The 17,485-nt window shown below is 70.6% G+C and carries 16 protein-coding genes; 10 read left to right on the top strand and 6 right to left on the bottom strand.

The window, feature by feature from the left end; translation table 11 throughout:
• Positions 1 to 7: 7 nt before the first annotated feature.
• Positions 8 to 1,294, bottom strand: a complete 1,287-nt coding sequence (locus ACLJOU_RS04245) for an adenylosuccinate synthase (protein ID WP_410563279.1) — start codon at positions 1,292 to 1,294, stop codon at positions 8 to 10.
• A gap of 112 nt (positions 1,295 to 1,406) precedes the next feature.
• Here ACLJOU_RS04245 and ACLJOU_RS04240 point away from each other — a divergent pair, with 112 nt between their 5' ends.
• Both ACLJOU_RS04240 and ACLJOU_RS04235 read left to right on the top strand, forming a co-directional pair.
• A complete protein-coding gene (locus ACLJOU_RS04240) occupies positions 1,407 to 2,051 on the top strand; it encodes a hypothetical protein (RefSeq protein WP_410564716.1) in 645 nt (214 codons plus the stop codon).
• A gap of 91 nt (positions 2,052 to 2,142) precedes the next feature.
• Positions 2,143 to 2,781, top strand: a complete 639-nt coding sequence (locus ACLJOU_RS04235) for an HNH endonuclease family protein (protein ID WP_410563278.1) — start codon at positions 2,143 to 2,145, stop codon at positions 2,779 to 2,781.
• 59 nt (positions 2,782 to 2,840) lie between these two features.
• Here ACLJOU_RS04235 and ACLJOU_RS04230 read toward each other — a convergent pair whose 3' ends face one another.
• Positions 2,841 to 4,721, bottom strand: coding sequence for an FAD/NAD(P)-binding protein (locus ACLJOU_RS04230; protein WP_410563276.1), 1,881 nt, complete (start codon positions 4,719 to 4,721; stop codon positions 2,841 to 2,843).
• 157 nt (positions 4,722 to 4,878) lie between these two features.
• On the opposite strand from ACLJOU_RS04230, the gene ACLJOU_RS04225 reads away from it, so the two are divergent.
• The 3 genes from ACLJOU_RS04225 to ACLJOU_RS04215 all read left to right on the top strand — a co-directional run bounded on the left by ACLJOU_RS04225 (position 4,879) and on the right by ACLJOU_RS04215 (position 9,087).
• Entirely contained in the window at positions 4,879 to 6,024 is a 1,146-nt protein-coding gene (locus tag ACLJOU_RS04225) for an LLM class flavin-dependent oxidoreductase (protein WP_410563274.1), read from the top strand.
• Positions 6,025 to 6,341: 317 nt separating this feature from the next.
• Positions 6,342 to 7,601, top strand: coding sequence for an MFS transporter (locus ACLJOU_RS04220; RefSeq protein ID WP_410563271.1), 1,260 nt, complete (start codon positions 6,342 to 6,344; stop codon positions 7,599 to 7,601).
• A 322-nt stretch (positions 7,602 to 7,923) separates the two neighbouring features.
• Entirely contained in the window at positions 7,924 to 9,087 is a 1,164-nt protein-coding gene (locus ACLJOU_RS04215; protein ID WP_410564714.1) for a GGDEF domain-containing protein, read from the top strand.
• A 13-nt stretch (positions 9,088 to 9,100) separates the two neighbouring features.
• Here the strand turns inward: ACLJOU_RS04215 and ACLJOU_RS04210 are convergent, their stop codons facing one another.
• The gene (locus tag ACLJOU_RS04210; protein WP_410563269.1) at positions 9,101 to 9,745 is read right to left on the bottom strand and encodes a TetR/AcrR family transcriptional regulator; all 645 of its coding nucleotides are present in this window, start codon (positions 9,743 to 9,745) and stop codon (positions 9,101 to 9,103) included.
• Between the two features lie 87 nt (positions 9,746 to 9,832).
• Between ACLJOU_RS04210 and ACLJOU_RS04205 the strand changes: the two genes are divergently transcribed.
• On the top strand, positions 9,833 to 11,056 hold the full coding sequence (locus ACLJOU_RS04205) for a lipase family protein (RefSeq protein ID WP_410563267.1): 1,224 nt from the start codon (positions 9,833 to 9,835) through the stop codon (positions 11,054 to 11,056).
• A 42-nt stretch (positions 11,057 to 11,098) separates the two neighbouring features.
• Here ACLJOU_RS04205 and ACLJOU_RS04200 read toward each other — a convergent pair whose 3' ends face one another.
• A complete protein-coding gene (locus ACLJOU_RS04200; RefSeq protein WP_176174069.1) occupies positions 11,099 to 11,509 on the bottom strand; it encodes a DUF3151 domain-containing protein in 411 nt (136 codons plus the stop codon).
• A 274-nt stretch (positions 11,510 to 11,783) separates the two neighbouring features.
• On the opposite strand from ACLJOU_RS04200, the gene ACLJOU_RS04195 reads away from it, so the two are divergent.
• Entirely contained in the window at positions 11,784 to 12,965 is a 1,182-nt protein-coding gene (locus ACLJOU_RS04195; RefSeq protein ID WP_410563264.1) for a hypothetical protein, read from the top strand.
• A 52-nt stretch (positions 12,966 to 13,017) separates the two neighbouring features.
• Here ACLJOU_RS04195 and fbaA read toward each other — a convergent pair whose 3' ends face one another.
• Positions 13,018 to 14,049 carry a class II fructose-bisphosphate aldolase gene (gene fbaA, locus ACLJOU_RS04190; protein ID WP_410563263.1) on the bottom strand — a complete coding sequence of 344 codons (1,032 nt, stop codon included), beginning with the start codon at positions 14,047 to 14,049 and terminating at the stop codon, positions 13,018 to 13,020.
• Between the two features lie 152 nt (positions 14,050 to 14,201).
• On the bottom strand, positions 14,202 to 15,026 hold the full coding sequence (locus tag ACLJOU_RS04185) for an LLM class F420-dependent oxidoreductase (protein ID WP_410563261.1): 825 nt from the start codon (positions 15,024 to 15,026) through the stop codon (positions 14,202 to 14,204).
• Positions 15,027 to 15,099: 73 nt separating this feature from the next.
• Between ACLJOU_RS04185 and ACLJOU_RS04180 the strand changes: the two genes are divergently transcribed.
• Genes ACLJOU_RS04180 through ACLJOU_RS04170 form a run of 3 tightly spaced genes read left to right on the top strand, consistent with a single transcriptional unit; the run spans position 15,100 to position 17,469 of the window.
• Positions 15,100 to 16,026, top strand: a complete 927-nt coding sequence (locus tag ACLJOU_RS04180) for an aldo/keto reductase (protein WP_410563260.1) — start codon at positions 15,100 to 15,102, stop codon at positions 16,024 to 16,026.
• A gap of 55 nt (positions 16,027 to 16,081) precedes the next feature.
• Positions 16,082 to 16,993, top strand: a complete 912-nt coding sequence (locus tag ACLJOU_RS04175; RefSeq protein ID WP_410563257.1) for an SDR family oxidoreductase — start codon at positions 16,082 to 16,084, stop codon at positions 16,991 to 16,993.
• Between the two features lie 2 nt (positions 16,994 to 16,995).
• Positions 16,996 to 17,469 (top strand): pyridoxamine 5'-phosphate oxidase family protein, encoded by a 474-nt coding sequence (locus ACLJOU_RS04170; RefSeq protein ID WP_410563254.1) that lies wholly within the window; start codon positions 16,996 to 16,998, stop codon positions 17,467 to 17,469.
• The last annotated feature ends 16 nt before the right edge of the window (positions 17,470 to 17,485 follow it).

Here is a 17,485-nt window from a genome sequence, read left to right as displayed (position 1 = left end):
CAGCGCCTTACACGAACGTGTGCCGCACGATCGTCTGGTCGCGGCCCGGGCCGACGCCGATCGCCGAAATGCGGGCGCCCGACAGCTCTTCCAGGCGCTCGACGTACGCGCGGGCGTTCGCCGGGAGCTCTTCGAACGTGCGGCACCCCGAAATGTCCTCGAACCAGCCCGGGTGCTCTTCGTAGATCGGGATCGCGTGGTGCACGTCGGTCTGCGTCATCGGCATGTCCGGCGTGCGGAATCCGTCGACTTCGTAGCCGACGCACACCGGAACCTTCTCCAGGCCCGACAACACGTCCAGCTTCGTGAGGAAGTAGTCGGTGATGCCGTTGACGCGCACCGCGTACCGCGCGATCACCGCGTCGAACCAGCCGGTGCGGCGGGAGCGGCCCGTCGTCACGCCGAACTCGCCGCCCTGCTTGCGCAGGTACTCGCCGGATTCGTCGTGCAGCTCGGTCGGGAACGGGCCGGAGCCGACGCGCGTGGTGTAGGCCTTGAGGATGCCGAGCACCGTCGTGATGCGGCCCGGCCCGATGCCCGAGCCCGCGCTCGCGCCGCCGGACGTCGGGTTCGACGACGTCACGAACGGGTACGTGCCGTGGTCGACGTCCAGCAGCGTGCCCTGTGAGCCCTCCAGCAGCACGGTTTCGCCGCGCTCCAGGGCCTGGTTGAGCTGCAGGCGCGTGTCGGCGATGCGGTGCGCGAACTTCTCGCCCGCGGCCAGCACCTCGTCGGCGACCTGGTCGGCGTCGAGGGCCTTGCGGTTGTAGACCTTCACCAGCACCTGGTTCTTGAACTCCAGCGCGGCTTCGACCTTCTGGCGGAAGATCTTCTCGTCGAGCAGGTCCTGCACGCGGACGCCGACGCGGGCGATCTTGTCCTGGTAGCACGGCCCGATGCCGCGGCCGGTGGTGCCGATCTTGCGGCTGCCGAGGTACCGCTCGGTGACTTTGTCGATGGCCACGTGGTACGGCATGATCAGGTGCGCGTCGGCCGAGATCAGCAGCTTGGACGTGTCGACGTCCCGCGCTTCGAGACCGGAGAGCTCCTCGAGCAGCACGCCCGGGTCCACCACCACGCCGTTGCCGATGACGTTCGTCACGCCCGGGGTCAGGATGCCGGACGGGATGAGGTGCAGGGCGAAGTTCTCGCCGTTCGGCAGGACGACCGTGTGACCGGCGTTGTTGCCACCCTGGTAGCGGACGACCCACTGGACGCGGTCACCCATCAGGTCGGTGGCCTTGCCCTTGCCTTCGTCTCCCCATTGGGCACCGATGAGCACGATGGCCGGCATGTGACACTCCAGGTGTTCGACGACGTGAGGTTTAGTGTCCCGGACGGACACCGGTGGCGCTGCTAAATGCCGGTGCATGAGCGTAACGGAGGACCCGCGGGTGCGCGGAATAGTGGTGGCTTGTGGCGACGACGCGGCCGGCTTCGAAGAGGTCGACGACGTCGAGTCGATCCGCGTCCCGAGCCGGCCCGGCAAGGCGGAAATCGACCCCTTGCTGGGCGAACACGATCACCTGGTCGTCTCGGGCACGGACGCCGACCTCGCCGCGGTCGTGCTGCGCCTGCTCCGCAAGAACGCGCTCTCCGGCGTGTCGGTCGGGTTCGTGCCGTCGTCGCCGGACTCGGTCGTCGGCGCGCTCTGGGGCCTGCCGAAGACGCCGCTGCGGGCGCTCGCGCTGGCGTTGCGCGGCGAGGTCGACCCGGTGCCCCTGATCCGCGACGACGTCGGCGGGGTGCTCGTCGGGCGGGGGCAGCTGCGGATGGTCCGCGGCGTGGCCTACGCCGACGAGCAGGTGGCGCTGCGGGGGCCCGCCGCGTCGATCGAGGTGACGCCGGACCCGGGCGGCCCCGGCCTCGCCGTGCGCGTCGTGAAGGGCACGGTCTTCAAGCGGCCGACGACGCTGTACTCGCGGGCGTTCCAGATCGGCTGCATCCCGACCCGGCCGGTCCTCGACGACGTCGTCCACGAGCGCGCGGTGAACAAGTGGACCTGGTACCGGCACACCGAGGACCTGCGGCTGGTCCGGGGCGCCGTCTGACGGACAGCAAGACGTCACCTATACGTGTTGTACTCGCCACTCCGGTGCCTCAGGGTTGGCTGTCCCCACTTCTGGACCCGGAGGCAGCCAGATGCCAACCAGGCGTGCTGTTCGTCATTCGTTCACCGTTCTCGCGGTCACCGCGGTGCTGTCGGGCACGCTGGCCGGCGTCGCGGACGCGACCCCGCCGGGCATCCCGTCGGCCACGACGGCGAAGTCCGAGCTCGCGGCGCTGACCGTCAAGGCCGACGGCTCGCAGACCGGCTACAGCCGCGACAAGTTCCCGCACTGGATCGACCAGGGCAACAGCTGCAACACCCGTGAAGTGGTGCTCAAGCGCGACGGCACGAACGTGGTGACCGACTCCAGCTGCGCCGCGACCTCCGGCAGGTGGTTCAGCCCGTACGACGGCGCGACCTGGACCGCGGCGTCCGATGTGGACATCGACCACGTCGTGCCGCTGGCCGACGCGTGGCGCACCGGCGCGTCGTCGTGGACGACCGCGCAGCGGCAGGCGTTCGCGAACGACCTCACCGACCCGCAGCTGATCGCCGTGACCGACAACGTCAACCAGGAGAAGGGCGACAAGTCGCCCGACGCGTGGAAGCCGCCGCTGGTCAGCTACTGGTGCACGTACGCGGAGATGTGGGTCGCGGTGAAGTACAAGTTCAAGCTGACGGTCAACTCCGCCGAGAAGACCGCGCTGACGGACATGCTCAACCGCTGCTGACGCCGGCGCCGCCCGGGCGGCGCGGATCTCCGTCCGTGCCGCCCGGGGTACGGCCCTCGTCAGCCGGGCGGGCTCGCCAGCGCGAGGATCTCCCGCGCCACCGCGTCGTTCTGGCGGAACGACAACGCGTTCGTCCGCGGTCGGGTGAACGCCGCCGCCGAGCGGGCGCTCGTGTGGGGGCCCACCGCGAACCGGTGCGGGTGGGGCTGTCCGGTGCCGTCGAGGACGCGGGAGTCCGATACCCGGGTGTGGATGCGGCCGGACGGCAGCAACGCGCCCGTCAGCGGGTCCGCCACCGTCTCCTCCGCCAGTTCGCCCGCGTCGCGCAGCTGCCGGAGCAGGCCGTCGGCCGCGCGGGTCACGCTCGGGCCCGGCAGCCGCGCTTCGATCAGCGTGCGGGCCTCGACCGTCTCCGGGTGGCTAGCCGACGTCGCCGCGAAGACGCCGCGTTCCGCCGTCACCCGCATGTCCGCGCCCGCGAAGGAAACCAGCCCCGCTTCGTGCAGCGCCAGCAGCTCCTCCAGGCGGCGCGGGGGCGGCCCGCTGGCGTAGTAGGAGAAGAAGCCGTGGAACCAGCCGTCCATGTCGGACACCTGGGACGCGGCCGCCAGCCGTCCTTTTTGGACCAACGTGGGCAGCTGGCCGTACACCGACAGCAGCGCCATGAAGGCGCCCAGGTCGGCGCTGAACTCCTGGTCCGCCCGGCGCGCCAGGTCGGCCTCGACGTACTTGCGCAGTTCCTTGCCGAACTCCTCCGCCGTGCCGAAGGCCCGGCCCGCCATCGGCCGGTCCAGCCGGTCGAGGTCGAGCCGGTCGGCCTCGGCGGGCACGGCGCGCGCGACGAGCTCGCGCATGGCGGGCGAATCCCAGGCCAGGTCGGCGAAGGCGTCGGCGAACACCGCGAAATCCAGGTTGACGCGGTCCGGGTGGCCGGTGAACAGCTCGCTGTAGTAGCCCCACGCGAGTTCCTTCGCGATCAGCGGCCAGACGTCCGCGCGGAAGTCGAGCACGTCGCCGCCGAGCTCGTCGATCGCGTAGGCGTCGAAGAACCGGGGCAGCCGCAACGGTTTCCCGCGCAGCCGGTAGCCGATCTTCCCGTGGTAGGGCACCCCGCGCCGGGAGCCGACGTGCAGCACCGGCTCGGCGCCGCTCGGGTGGTAGCGCAGGCCGCCGCACGGGAGGTCCTCGAACCGGCCGCCGCGGCCCTCGGTCAGCAGCAGCATCAGGTCGACGAACGCCAGCCCGAACCCGCGCACCAGCACGGTTTCCCCCGGCTCGATCCCCGCGTAGTCGACGTCGGCGGTGTAGCCGGCCGGGTAGTAGGCCAGCCCGTGCCGCGCGGCGAACGCCACCAGCTCGCGCTCCCGTTCGTCGGGTTCCGCGTCGAGGTGCCCGACGGTGAACACGACGGCGTCCGCGACGATCGCCGACCCGTCGGCGAGGCGGACCGTCCGGCCGTCGACCGCGACCGCGCGGGCCGCGTGCTCGCGGACGTCGACGCCGTCCGGCAGGTCGGCCACGACCTTGCGGTACACCCAGGTCAGGTAGGCGCTCTGCAGGCGCCGGGTCGGGAAGTGGAAGGGGTCGAGGGCCGTCAGCTCGGCGACGACGTCGGGCGGCACGTCGGCGTCGAGCGCGCCGTCACGCACCTTCCGCGCCCACTCCAGCAGGGACGGCCCCGGCCGCACCGGGCCCGCCATCCGCACCGAGTCGTCGGTGAACATCGTGACGTCCTCGGGCATGGAGTTCATCCGCAGCAGCGGCGACTGGTCGTAGCGCCAGACCCGGCCGGGCCCCGGCGGGAACGGGTCGATCAGGTGCACCTCGAGCCGCCGTCCGCCGAGCAGTTCCCCGGCGTTCGCGCCGAGCCGTTCGAGGACGCCGACCCCGCGGGGTCCGGCACCCACGACAGCCAGGGTGAACGGCGGGAGATCGGTCACGGATCCGAAGCTACGCCGCGGTTTCGGCGCCGGAAGCCCTTCTCACAGAGCGGAACCCACCCCCGCGGCCGCCGCTGGTTCCACCCTGCGGACTCCGTTGCCGCCCACCACGCCTCAGGCGTAGCCGTGGGGTACTGACGGGAGAGAAGGTGACGGCATGCCGGTGGAGTTCCTGGGCATCGGGGGCACGCACGACGGGTCGGAGACGCACGCCCGCTCCGGCGGGGTGTTCGACAAGGAGTACACGCTGCGCTTGGCCCGCGCGCACGAAGACTTCGGCTGGGACCGGGTGCTGTTCGCCTACGGCTCCGGCTCGCCCGACCCGGCACAGGCGGCCGCGTACGTTGCCACGAAGCTCGACAAGCTGCAGATCCTGCTCGCGCACCGCCCGAACGTCTCGTACCCGACCTTCGCGGCGAAGACGTTCGCGACGCTCGACCAGATCTCCGGCGGACGGCTGACGGTGCACTTCATCACCGGCGGCAACGACCACGAGCAGCAGCGCGAAGGCGACTTCCTGACGAAGGACGAGCGCTACGGGCGCACCCGCGAAGCCATCCAGATCATCAAGCGGGCGTGGACGTCGGACGAGCCGTTCGACTTCGAGGGCGAGTACTACCGCTTCGCCGACTACGTCAGCGACGTCAAACCGGTGCAGCAGCCGCGGCCGAAGGTCTCCTTCGGCGGCTCGTCGCCCGCCGCGTACGCCGCCGGAGGCGCCGAAGCGGACATCTACTGCCTTTGGGGCGAGCCGCTGGCCCAGACCGCCGAACAGATCGACTGGGTCAAGGCGGCCGCGAAGGCCGCCGGCCGCTCCGACGTGCCGCGGATCCAGGTGGCGTTCCGGCCCATCATCGCGCCGACCGAAGAGCTGGCGTGGGAAAAGGCGTACGCCACGGTGGGGGCGATCAAGGACCGGACCAGGGGCGGGCAGCCGCTGACCCGGCGGCACAAGCTCACCGAGCCGGAGAACACCGGGTCGCAGCGGCTGCTGGAGATCGCGGCGAGCGGCGAGCGCTTCGACCGCGCGCTGTGGACGCCGACCGCGGCCGCGACCGGCGGCGCCGGCAACTCGAACGCGCTGGTCGGGACGCCGGAGACGGTCGCGCAGGCCCTGCTCGACTACTACGACCTCGGCGTGGAAATCCTGTCCGCCCGCGGCTACGACATGCTCGGCGACACGATCGACTTCGGCCGGTACGTCATCCCCATCGTCCGCGAAGAGGTCGCCAAGCGGGACGCCGTCCGCGCCGCGGAGGCGGCCCGGACCCCCGCGGAGGACGCGCTGGCCGTCGACGGCTGACCTTTTCCGCTTTCCCCGGTAGCCACCTCGCGGCCGCGAGGTGGCTACTTTTGCCCCTGGCGACCGACCAAGCGGTACGGAATGATCGATTGGTGACTCCTGAGCCACCGGTCAGACACTGCGGGCTATCGTCTGACCCGTTCGGGAAAGCTCCGTGACACTTCGATACCAGCGAAAGAACCTAGAGATTTACCAACAGTCACGGGACACTGGCTGAGGTAACTCACGTACCGTGATCGCCTCATGACCGACTGGTCGTCTCGTCACCGGAGGTCATGCGACGGACTCGGTCTGCACAAGAGGTCGGGAGAAAACGCATGGCAGCACCGCCGGATCGCGTCACGTTCCGCGAGGTGTTCGGGATCGCCGAGTTCCGGGCGCTCTGGTTCGGCGAGCTGCTCTCGATCGCCGGCGACCAGCTGGCCAGGGTCGCGCTGTCCATCCTCGTGTTCACCGGGACGAACTCGGCGACGCTGACGGGCCTCACCTACGCCCTGACCTACGCGCCGTCACTGCTGGGCGGCATCTTCCTGACCGGCTTCGCCGACCGCTTCCCCCGCCGCAACGTGATGGTGCTCGTCGACCTGCTGCGGGCCGGCCTGATCCTGCTGGTCGCGCTCCCCGGCATGCCGTTCTGGCTGATGTGCGTGCTCGTCGGCGGGGTCTCCCTGGTCAACCCGCCGTTCAAGGCGTCCCAGCTGGCCCTGCTGCCGCAGGTGCTCGAAGGCGACCGGTTCGTCGTCGGGATGGGCATCCGGAGCATGACCGTGCAGAGCGCCCAGCTGGTCGGCTTCGCCGGCGGCGGCGCGCTGCTGATCGCCCTCGACCCGCACGTGGCGCTGGTCGTCGACGCCGCCACGTTCGTGCTGTCGGCCCTGTTCGTGCGCTTCGGCGTCCACGCCCGGCCGGCCGCGGCGACCGGCGAGCAGCGCAAGTCGTTCTTCGCGACGCTCGGCGGCGGCGGCCGGACGGCGTTCGCGAGCTCCCCGCTGCGGACGCTGGTGCTGTTCACCTGGCTGATGGGCCTGCTCCCGGTCTACGAGGGCATCGCGGCACCGTACGTCTCGGCGGCGGGTGGCGGCCCCGAAGCGATCGGCCTGCTGCTGGCGGCCGACCCGATCGGCAGCGTCATCGCGACCTTCGCCTACACGCGCTGGGTGCCGGCCCGGCTGCGGCCGAAGCTGATCGGCCCGCTCTCGGCGCTGTGCGCCGTGCCGCTGGTGCTCTGCTTCCTGAACCCCGGACCCGTCTCGTCGATCGTGTTGTTCATCGTCTCCGGCGGACTGGGCACGGTCTGCCTGCTGCAGGCGACGGCGTCACTGACCCTGGCCGTGCCGGACGAGCAGCGGGCGCAGGTGATGGGCCTGTCCAACACGGGCCTGACCACGATGATGGGTATCAGCCCGCTGATCGGCGGGGTGCTCGCGGACCAGCTCTCTCCGCACAGCACCGTCGGGATCTTCGGCGTCGTCGGGGTCGTGCTCACGCTCCCGCTGGCGGCGCTGTGGGCGCGGGCCGTGGCGGGCGACCCCGGACGATGGAACGACAAAGAAGCCGCACGCGCCGAACATGCTTGACATGCCCCGCGCGTGGGCTCGACCTGCGCGACCTTGCGGTGCGCTGTGCGGTCACTGTTCTTTGCCGCGCATCGCTGGCCACCTCTCGTTCCGGTGTCAAAAGAAAAAGTACACACCGAAAGCCCTTGTGGACAGCGGGCGAACGGTCTGAAACTGTCCGTGAGTACTTTGTCACCGTACATCTGCGCAAGGGTCTGGGGGAAAAATGGTCACATCGGGGGAACAGAGCGGCCAAGACTTGATTTCTCGCGTGCGGGGCTGGGCACTGTGGACCCGCCCCCGCGACTGGATTATCGCGACGCTCACCGCCATCACGGTCATGCTGAGCTGGACGGCCGTCTCACTGTTGACCGTGCCGGTCACCGTCGCCCAGCTGGGCACGTTTTCGCTGCTCACGGGCCTGGCCGTGGCGCAAACCGAGGTCAGCAGGCGGCTCGAGCGGGAGCGCCGCATCCTCAGCAACGGGCCGTACATTTCGATGACTTCGGTGTGGCTGCTGCCCGCCGGCCTCCTGCTACCGGCCCAGCTGATCGCCGCGCTCGGCGTCGTCCTGTACGTCTACTTGGCGTTCCGCAGCTGGTCCGGCACCCGTCCGGGTGAATTTCACCGCGTGGCCGCGAACGCGACCACGATGATCCTGTCGGCCTTCTCCGCGAGTGTCGTCGGTCACATGACCATCGGCAGCGGCGTCGCCACCGTGACGCTGGCCGGACTGGCCTTCTTCACGGTCAACACCGCGCTGACCGGCCTCGGCCTCTACCTGGCCGACCCGAAGAGCGCGACCCCGGTGTCGTGCCTCGGCACCATGGACGACAACCTGCTCGAGCTGTCCACCCTGTGCGTCGGCGCGCTGCTGGTGATGGTGCTCAACGAGGAGCCGCTGCTGTCGGTGCTGGTCATCCTGCCGCTGTACGTGCTGCAGCGGTCCGTGCTGATCAAGCGGCTGGAAGAGCTGGCCACCACCGACCAGAAGACGCAGCTGCTCAACGCCACCACCTGGCAGGACGGCGCGCAGCGCGAGATCTCGCGGGCGGAGCGGGAGAACGGCAGCTTCGGCGCCATGATGATCGACCTCGACCACTTCAAGCGGATCAACGACACCTACGGGCACCTCGCGGGGGACGACGTGCTCAAGGCGGTCGCGGCCGTGGTCAAGCAGGAGACCAGGGCACACGACCTGGTCGGCCGGTTCGGCGGCGAAGAGTTCGTCGCCCTGCTGCCCTCGACGTCCAAAGAAGACGCGATCGTCACGGCGGAACGGATCCGGCAGCGGGTCAGCGAGCTGATCATCAGCACCACGACCAACGAGGGCAGGGCCGTCGACATCGAACGGCAGACCGCGTCCATCGGCGTCGCCGCCTACCCGCTCGACGGCTCGTCCATCGAGGAGGTGATGGCGTCCGCCGACGCGGCCGTGTACGCGGCCAAGCACGGCGGGCGCAACCGGGTGGTGGGCTCGGTCGCGGCGGCACTGGCCGCGGCTTAGCGCCCTCACCGCCTCAGCGCAGCCGCTCGATGACGTCGCTCGCCTTGGTCTGGAGGCGGGCGACGCCGCCGACAGTGAATTCGGTGAGCAGGTCGATCAGCGCGTCCTGGTCCGGCGGCTCGCCGTCCCAGGTGGCCTGGACCAGTGACTCGGTCATCGCGAAGAAGAGCGTGACGAGCGCGCGGTCCGCACGGCCGGAGTCGATGCCGTGCGCGGCCCACCGCTTGCGGCTGGCTTCGGCGTAGACGACGGCCAACCTCTCCCTCAAGCGGGTGAGAGCGGGGTCGCCCGCGCGCTCGGCCGCCCGGAGCACGCCGTAGCCCTCGGGGTGGTCGGCGACGAAGGTGACCATGTTGGCGTAGTTGGCCCGCGCCCAGGCCCGCAGACCGGGCTGCTCGTCGGCCACCGACGGCCCCGCGATGGCCGTGAAGGCCCGCTCCTCGGTTTCGGCCACGACCTCGGCGAACAGCGTCGCCCGGTCCCCGAACTGCTCGTACACGGCCTGGCGCGAGACGCCCGCCTCGCGCGCGATCTGCTCGATCGTCGCGCCCTGCATCCCGTGCTGCGCGACGACCCGCGCGGTCGCCTGCAGCACGCGGGCACGCTGCTCCGGGAGCGGGAGCTTGCGCGGCCGCCCACGCGGAGCCGGGCTTGACATGTGGTCCACCTCACGTGATTCTTTTTCCGACACCTCTGTCAAAAAAGGTGTCCCCCGCGCACTCGACCTGCTCGACGAGGAGCAAGCATGCGTATCTTCCCCCGCCGCGCCCTCTCCGCGGCCGTCGCCACGCTTTCCGTCCTGGCGCTGGCGACGCTGGGCCCGCCCGCCGCTTCGGCCGCGTCCTTCTACGATCCGCCGTCCCCGCTGCCCGCCGGCGGCAACGGCGACGTCATCCGCCACGAGGCGTCGGCGTTCTACATCGATCCGGTCAAGCTGATCAAGGCCGACGCGAGCGTGCAGCGGATCATGTACCGCAGCACCGACACGCACGGCTCGCCGATCGCCGTCACGGGCACGGTGCTGACGCCGACCTCGGCGTGGCACGGCAGCGGGGTGCGCCCGATCGTCTCCTACGCCGTCGGCACCCAGGGCGAGGGCGACGACTGCGCCCCGTCGAAAGCGCTTGCCGCGGGCTTCGAGTACGAGGGCCCGTTCATCGCCGGGCTGCTGACCCGCGGCTACGGCGTCGTCGTCACCGACTACGAAGGGCTCGGCACGCCTGGGGACCACACCTACGTCAACCGCGCTTCGGAAGGCCACGCGGTGCTCGACGCGATCCGAGCGGCCCAGCGGCTGCCGGAGGCGGGGCTGCCGGACGACGGCCCGGTCGCCATCGCGGGCTATTCCCAGGGCGGCGGCGCTTCGGCCGCGGCGGCGGAGCTGCAGCCGAGCTACGCGCCCGAACTGAAGCTGAAGGGCGCGTACGCGGGGGCAGTGCCGGCGGACCTCGCCGAGGTCGCCAAGAACCTCGACGGCCACTACGCGGTCGGGTTCCTCGGCTTCGCGCTCGTGAGCATGAACTACGCGTACCCGGAGCTGAACATCCCGGCGCTGCTGAACGCGCGCGGGAAGCAGCTGTTCGAGCAGGTCCGGACCGAGTGCACGGTGGAGGCGATCGCCGCGCACGCGTTCACGCAGTCCTCGACGCTGACCACCGACGGCCGCTCGCTCACCGCGTACCTCGGCGAAGAGCCGTACGCGTCACGGGTGGCCGAGCAGAAGATCGGGACGCTCAAGCCGACGGCGCCGGTGCTGATCGTCCACAGCGCGCTCGACGACATCGTGCCCTACGCCCAGGACCGCGACCTGGGCCGGACGTGGTGCGGCAAGGGCGTGCGGGTGCAGTTCAGCACGTCGCTGGTGCCGACGCACGTGCTCGGCGCGGTGCGGGCGTACCCGGAGGCGTTCGCTTGGCTCGAGGGCCGCTTCGCCGGTCTCCCGGCGCCGGTCAACTGCGGCTGGTTCTGACGCCGGACGGGCCCGGGACCGCGCGGTCCCGGGCCCACGGCGTCACTTCAGGCCGGTGGCTTCGGCAGCGGCGGGGTCGGAATCGGCGAGGAAGGTCCGGCAGCGCTCGAACTCCTCGGTCTCGCCGATCTTGCCGGCGGCCTTGCCCAGGACGGCGAGGGCGCGCAGGAAGCCCTGGTTCGGGCGGTGCGACCACGGCACCGGGCCGAAGCCCTTCCAGCCCGCGCGGCGCAGCTGGTCGAGCCCGCGGTGGTAGCCGGTGCGGGCGTACGCGTACGCGGCGACGGTCTCGCCCGCGTCCAGGGCCTTCTCCGCCAGCGAAGCCCACGCTTCGCTGTAGTCGGGGTGTTCGGCCGCGACGGTGGCCGGGTCGGTTCCGGCGTCGAGCGCGGCCTGGGCGGCGGTGTGCTCGGGCAGCAGCGTCGGCTCGGGGCCGAGCAGGTTGTGCGTCATGCGCCCATTCTGCCTCTAGAGGAAGAGGCTCCCGAGCACCCCGGCTCCGGCCAGCACCAGGGCGGCGACGAGCACGCCCGCGACAACTCGTTTCGGCATCATGGCGCGACACCATGCCAAGCCGGGCGCGGGGGAAGCAAGTTCGTGACCCCTACGGGTGAACCCTGGCGCGAAGCGCCTCCGTTGAGGGTGGCGGCGGCGAAGAAGGTCGGGGGAACCCGGGTTTTTCGAGGTCTTAGCCCGCTCGTGACCATGACCGGCCATGATGTCCGGCATGGCCAAGGCAGTCGACGTCCCGGTGGACGTGATCCCGCGCAGCCCCGTCGGCAAGACGCGGCTGTTCTTCACGCGGCACTGGCACCGCGGCGCCCCCGGGCAGCCGACGCCGGACTGGGTGCTCCGGTTCTGCTACGGGATGTGGCTGGCGGCGTTCGCGTTCAAGCTGCTCGGCTCGTCGTGGGACATGTCGTGGCACTTCCGCTGGCTGCGCGACGACCTGGCGCCGCCGCACCTGATCAACACCGTCGGCACGGTGATCATCGTGGTGCTGGTGGCGATCCACAGCTACACCGGCCTGGGCTGCGACAGGCGCTCGCTGCGGCTGATGCAGATCGGCCTGCTGACGTTCCTGGTCGCGGCCCCGCTGGACGTCATCAACCACCGCGTCAACGGCCTCGACCTGACCGCGTGGAGCCCGTCCCACATGATGCTCTACCTGGGCACGGGGATCATGCAGGCGGGCGTGCTGCTCGGCTGGCTGCGGCTGGCTCCGCCGGGCCGGTTCCGGACGGGCGTGCTGCTCGCGCTGTGGGCGTTCTTCCTGGAGAACACGTTCTTCCCGAACGGCCAGCAGGAGTACGGCATCCTCGGCCTGCGCGCCTGGGAGCGCGGGGCGCCGGAGGCGGAGAAGTCGCTGCTGGACTTCGCGGCCAACCAGATCGGCCACCCGGTCGACCGGACGGCGGTGCTGCACTTCACGATGCCGATCCCGGAGTGGGTGTACCCGCTGTGGGGCATCGGGGTGATGGCGTTGATCCTGGTCCTGGCGCGCCGCACGCTGGGCTTCCGCTGGGCGGCTACGTCGGTGGCGCTCGCGTACGTGGCCTACCGGTCGGTGATGTGGCCGCTGCTGCTCGGGCTGGGCTTCCCGGTGTCGACGGTGCCGTTCTACCTGCTCTTCGTGGGACTGGCGGTGGACCTGGCGTTCGCGATGAGCAACGGCGTCGTGCGCGCGGCCGCGGGGGCGCTGCTGGTGACGGCGTTCGGGTACGGGGCGTTCTGGCTGCAGTCGCAGTTCCGGCCGTGGGTGCTGGGGGACGCGCACACGGAGTCGGCCCCACCGGCGGCCTACTGGACGGCGGCCGTGGTGCTGGCCGGGGTGTTCGTCCTCTGGGCGGCGACCGGCCAGGTGACACGGCGGTGGACCGCCCGGCGAGCGGTGCCCGAAACGATCTGAACAGCGGAAGGGGCGGCACTTCCCCGTGGTAGTGCCGCCCCTTCGCGCGGGACTACTTGAGCTTCGTGCCCGCCGAGCCGAGGGCCTGGCAGGCCTCGACCACGCGCTGGGCCATGCCGGCCTCCGCGGCCTTCAGGTACGAGCGCGGGTCGTAGACCTTCTTGTTGCCGACCTCGCCGTCGATCTTCAGGACGCCGTCGTAGTTCTTGAAGAAGTGGTCCACGATCGGGCGGGTGAACGCGTACTGCGTGTCCGTGTCGACGTTCATCTTCACGACGCCGTACGACACCGCCTCGCGGATCTCCTCCGGGAGCGAGCCCGAGCCACCGTGGAAGACCAGCTCGAACGGCTTCGAACCGCTGTCCAGGCCGAGCTTCTTCGCCGCCGCCTCCTGGCCGCCCTTCAGCACGTCCGGGCGCAGCTTCACGTTGCCCGGCTTGTACACGCCGTGGACGTTGCCGAACGTGGCCGCCAGCAGGTAGCGGCCCTTCTCGCCGGCGCCCAGCGCGTCGATCGTCTTCAGGAAGTCGCCTTCGGCGGTGTACAGCTTCTCGTTGATCTCCGCCTCGACGCCGTCCTCTTCGCCGCCGACGACGCCGATCTCGACCTCGAGGATGATCTTGGCGGCCGCCGTCTTGGCCAGCAGCTCCGCGGCGATCTCGAGGTTCTCGTCGAGGTCGATGGCCGAGCCGTCCCACATGTGGGACTGGAACAGCGGGTTCTGGCCGTTCTTGACGCGCTCGGCCGAGATCTCGATCAACGGGCGGACGAAGCCGTCCAGCTTGTCCTTCGGGCAGTGGTCGGTGTGCAGCGCGACGTTGACGTCGTACTTCGCCGCGACGACCTGGGCGAACTCCGCGAGCGCGGTCGCGCCGGTCACCATGTCCTTGACCTTCTGGCCGGACGCGAACTCCGCACCGCCGGTGGAGAACTGGATGATGCCGTCGCTCTCCGCCTCGGCGAAGCCGCGGATGGCGGCGTTCACGGTCTCGGACGAGGTCACGTTGATGGCCGGGTAGGCGAACTCGTTCGCCTTGGCCCGGTCGAGCATCTCCGCGTAGACCTCGGGGGTGGCGATGGGCATCGTTACTCCTCCTTGGCACAGGGTGGTCCCGACCGCATCGTACGAGGTGTACCGCCGCCGCACACCGGTCCCCGCGCAGAAACTTTCCCGCACGTCGGATCGGTTCAGAAGGATGCGCCCGGCCGCCGGTTCGCCCGGCGGCCGGACGAGGATCACAGCAGTTCGGAAGCCAGCGCGCGGTACGCCGGCCACGGGTCCTCGTTCAGCACCTGGACGACCACCTGGTCCGCGCCCGCTTCGAGGTGGGCCGCCAGGCCGGGGGCGATCGTCGCCGCGTCGCCGTGCAGGGCCAGCGCGTCGATCAGGCGGTCGCTGCCCTCGCCCTCGAGATCGGCGTCCGTGAAGCCGAGTTTCCGCAGGTTGGCAACGTAGTTGGACAGCCCGAGGTAGTACTTGACGGTGGTGCGCCCGATCGCGCGGGCCTCGTCGGCGTCGGTCGACAGGACGACCTTGTGTTCCGGCGCCAGCAGCGGCCCCGCCCCCAGGATTTCGCGCGCGCCGCGGGTGTGTTCCGGCGTCGTCAGGTACGGGTGCGCCCCGGCGGTGCGCTCACCCGACAGCGCCACCACCTTCGGGCCCAGCGCCGCCAGGGCCCGGCCCGCGACCGGGACGCCGGCCGCGTCCAAGCCGTCGAGGTAGTCGACCAGGGCCGCGTACGGCTTCTTGTACTCCTTCGTCGCTTCGCGGTGTCCCGCGCCGACGCCCAGGAGGAACCGGTCCGGGTACTTGCCCGCGACCCGCTCGTAGACCCGGGCGATGTCCGCGGGCTCGTCCTGCCAGATGTTCACGATGCCGGTCGCGATGACCAGCGAGTCCGTCGCTTCCAGGATGCCGTCCACGGACGCGAGGTCGCCGGCGCCCGGCGAGCCGCCCAGCCAGATCGCGCTGTAGCCGAGCTTCTCCGCTTCCGCTGCGAACTTCGCGTCCACGTTCGCGTGGTACCGCCAGATCCCGAGCTTGCCCAGTTCGATAGCCATGGAACACTCCAACGCGGGAGACGCCTGTTTTCCTCCCGGGTTCCACATCCCGGGAAGGACTAACGTCGGAGACATGACCAAGCTGGGCAGCACCGACCTCGACGTGTACGGCCTCAACCTCGGTGGCAACGTCTTCGGGTGGACGGCCGACGAGCCGCGGTCCTTCGCCGTCCTCGACGCCTACACGGCGGCGGGCGGCAACTTCGTGGACACCGCCGACCTCTACGGCGGCGGGGGCGGCTCCGAGGAGATCCTCGGCAACTGGCTCGCCGCCCGCGGCAACCGGGACGACGTCGTCGTCGCGACCAAGGTCGGCCTGTGGGACGGACGGCCCGGCCTCTCGGCGAAGAACATCGAGGCCGCGGCCGAAGACTCGCTGCGCCGCCTCAAAACCGACCACATCGACCTCTACTACGCCCACCGCGACGACCCGGACACCCCGCTCGAGGAAACCCTGGAGGCGTTCGACGCGCTGGTCCGCGCGGGCAAGGTCCGCTACCTCGGCGCGTCCAACTACCGCGCCGACCGGCTCGCCGACGCACTGTCCATTTCGGACCAGAACGGCTTCGCGCGGTACGCCGTGCTGCAGCCGCACTACAACCTCGTCGAGCGGGACTACGAGCGCGACCTCGCCCCGCTCGTGGCGCGCGAGGGTCTGGCGACGCTGCCGTACTTCGCTCTGGCCAAGGGCTTCCTCACCGGCAAGTACCGCACGAAGGGCGCGACGAGCGACAGCCCGCGCGCCACCCGCGCCGAGTCCTATTTGGACAACGGTGGTGGGCGCGTCCTCGCCGCACTGGACGAAGTGGCCGCCGCGCACGGCGTCTCGGTCGCCACGGTGTCGCTGGCCTGGCTGCGGCAGCAGCCGACGGTGGCCGCCCCGATCGCCAGCGCCCGCACCCCGGAGCAGCTGACGGACCTGATCGCGTCGGTCACCCTCGACCTGACCCCCGACGAAGTAGAAGCGCTTTCCCGGGAGAGCGCCCCTACTTCTGAGTAGCTTACTGCGGGTAAGTTGAGGTACGGTGCCCTCAAGTGACGTCTAGGAGGGCACCGTGGCCAACCCGTTTTCGCTGCTGAGCGGCACCAAGAAGGTCGACGGCAAGGTCGTGCTGATCACCGGCGCGGCCCGCGGCATCGGCGCCGGGCTCGCCGAGCGGCTGGCCGCCCGCGGCGCCAAGGTCGCGCTCGTCGGCCTCGAAGCCGAAGAGCAGCAGAAGGTCGCCGACCGGATCGGGCCGAACGCGAAATCCTGGGAAGCCGACGTCACCAGCTGGGACGCGCTCGAGCAGGCCACGAAGGGCGTCGTCGAGCACTTCGGCGGGATCGACATCGTCATCGCGAACGCCGGCATCGCGACCGCGGGCTTCGTCCGCTCGGTCGACCGGGCCGCGTTCGAGAAGGTCATCGAGGTCGACCTGCTCGGCGTCTGGCGAACGTTCCGCGTCACGCTCCCGCACGTCATCGAGCGCAAGGGCTACCTGCTCGCCATCTCCAGCCTCGCCGCGATCACGCACGCGCCCGGCATGGCCAACTACGCCGCCGCCAAGGCCGGCGTCGAAGCGTTCTCCAACAGCCTCCGCGCCGAGGTCGCCCACCTGGGCGTCAAGGTCGGCGTCGCGCACCCGACGTGGATCCGCACCGACCTGGTCGAAAGCGCCGACGCGCACCCGGTGTTCGGCAAGCTCCGCGCGTCCATGCCGGGCCTGATCGGCAAGACCTACCCGCTGGACGTCGCCCTGGACGATCTCGAAGCCGGCATCCTCAAGCGCGCCCGGACCATCCACGTGCCGCGCTGGGTCGGCGGGCTCAAGCTGCTCCGCGCGTTCCTGCCGCCGATCATCGAAATCGGCTCACGCAGCCGGGTACCTTCGGCGGACAAGGCCGCGCTGGCCGACATCGAGGCGCGCGGCGCGTTCGAGTCGGCGGTCACCGGCCACGGCGGCCGGGCCGCCACCAAGGGGTGAAGATGTCCCGTCGTGACCAGATCCGGATGACCGAGGACGAACTGCGCGCGTACCTCGCGGAGCAGAAGGTCATCAACGTCGCCAGCATCGGCCCGAACGGCCGCCCGCACCTGGCGCCGCTCTGGTACTTCCCGCACGAAGACGGCGTCGCGACCTGGACGTACGGCACGTCGCAGAAGGCGAAGAACCTCCGGCGGCTGCCGGAGGCCACCGTGCTCGTCGAGGACGGGGACAGCTACGAGAAGCTCCGCGGCGTCTCGTTCGAGGCCGACGTCGAGATCGTCGAGGACACCGCCGAGGTCACCCGGATGGGCACCGCGCTGATGCAGCGGTACTCGGGCGCCAAGCCGGGCGACCCGGCGCCCGCCGAGCTGGGCGCCTTCATCGCCGGTCAGGCCCCGAAACGCGTCGGGCTGATCTTCCGGCCGACCAAGGTCGCCAGCTGGGACCACACCAAGCTCGGCGGGACGTACTGATCAGTAGCCGGTACTT

Origin of the sequence: Amycolatopsis sp. cmx-4-61, assembly GCF_046548775.1 — a bacterium.
Classification (GTDB): Bacteria; Actinomycetota; Actinomycetes; order Mycobacteriales; family Pseudonocardiaceae; genus Amycolatopsis.
The sequence above is the reverse complement of the archived record's forward strand: the minus strand, read 5'-3'. Positions and strand labels throughout refer to the sequence as shown.

Bases quoted from the DNA above. Each gene is read 5' to 3' on its own strand.
- ACLJOU_RS04245 (WP_410563279.1), bottom strand. From the start codon at position 1,294: ATGCCGGCCATCGTGCTCATCGGTGCCCAATGGGGAGACGAAGGCAAG.
- ACLJOU_RS04235 (WP_410563278.1), top strand. From the start codon at position 2,143: ATGCCAACCAGGCGTGCTGTTCGTCATTCGTTCACCGTTCTCGCGGTC.
- ACLJOU_RS04225 (WP_410563274.1), top strand. From the start codon at position 4,879: ATGCCGGTGGAGTTCCTGGGCATCGGGGGCACGCACGACGGGTCGGAG.
- ACLJOU_RS04220 (WP_410563271.1), top strand. From the start codon at position 6,342: ATGGCAGCACCGCCGGATCGCGTCACGTTCCGCGAGGTGTTCGGGATC.
- ACLJOU_RS04210 (WP_410563269.1), bottom strand. From the start codon at position 9,745: ATGTCAAGCCCGGCTCCGCGTGGGCGGCCGCGCAAGCTCCCGCTCCCG.
- ACLJOU_RS04205 (WP_410563267.1), top strand. From the start codon at position 9,833: ATGCGTATCTTCCCCCGCCGCGCCCTCTCCGCGGCCGTCGCCACGCTT.
- ACLJOU_RS04200 (WP_176174069.1), bottom strand. From the start codon at position 11,509: ATGACGCACAACCTGCTCGGCCCCGAGCCGACGCTGCTGCCCGAGCAC.
- ACLJOU_RS04195 (WP_410563264.1), top strand. From the start codon at position 11,784: ATGGCCAAGGCAGTCGACGTCCCGGTGGACGTGATCCCGCGCAGCCCC.
- fbaA (WP_410563263.1), bottom strand. From the start codon at position 14,049: ATGCCCATCGCCACCCCCGAGGTCTACGCGGAGATGCTCGACCGGGCC.
- ACLJOU_RS04185 (WP_410563261.1), bottom strand. From the start codon at position 15,026: ATGGCTATCGAACTGGGCAAGCTCGGGATCTGGCGGTACCACGCGAAC.
- ACLJOU_RS04180 (WP_410563260.1), top strand. From the start codon at position 15,100: ATGACCAAGCTGGGCAGCACCGACCTCGACGTGTACGGCCTCAACCTC.
- ACLJOU_RS04170 (WP_410563254.1), top strand. From the start codon at position 16,996: ATGTCCCGTCGTGACCAGATCCGGATGACCGAGGACGAACTGCGCGCG.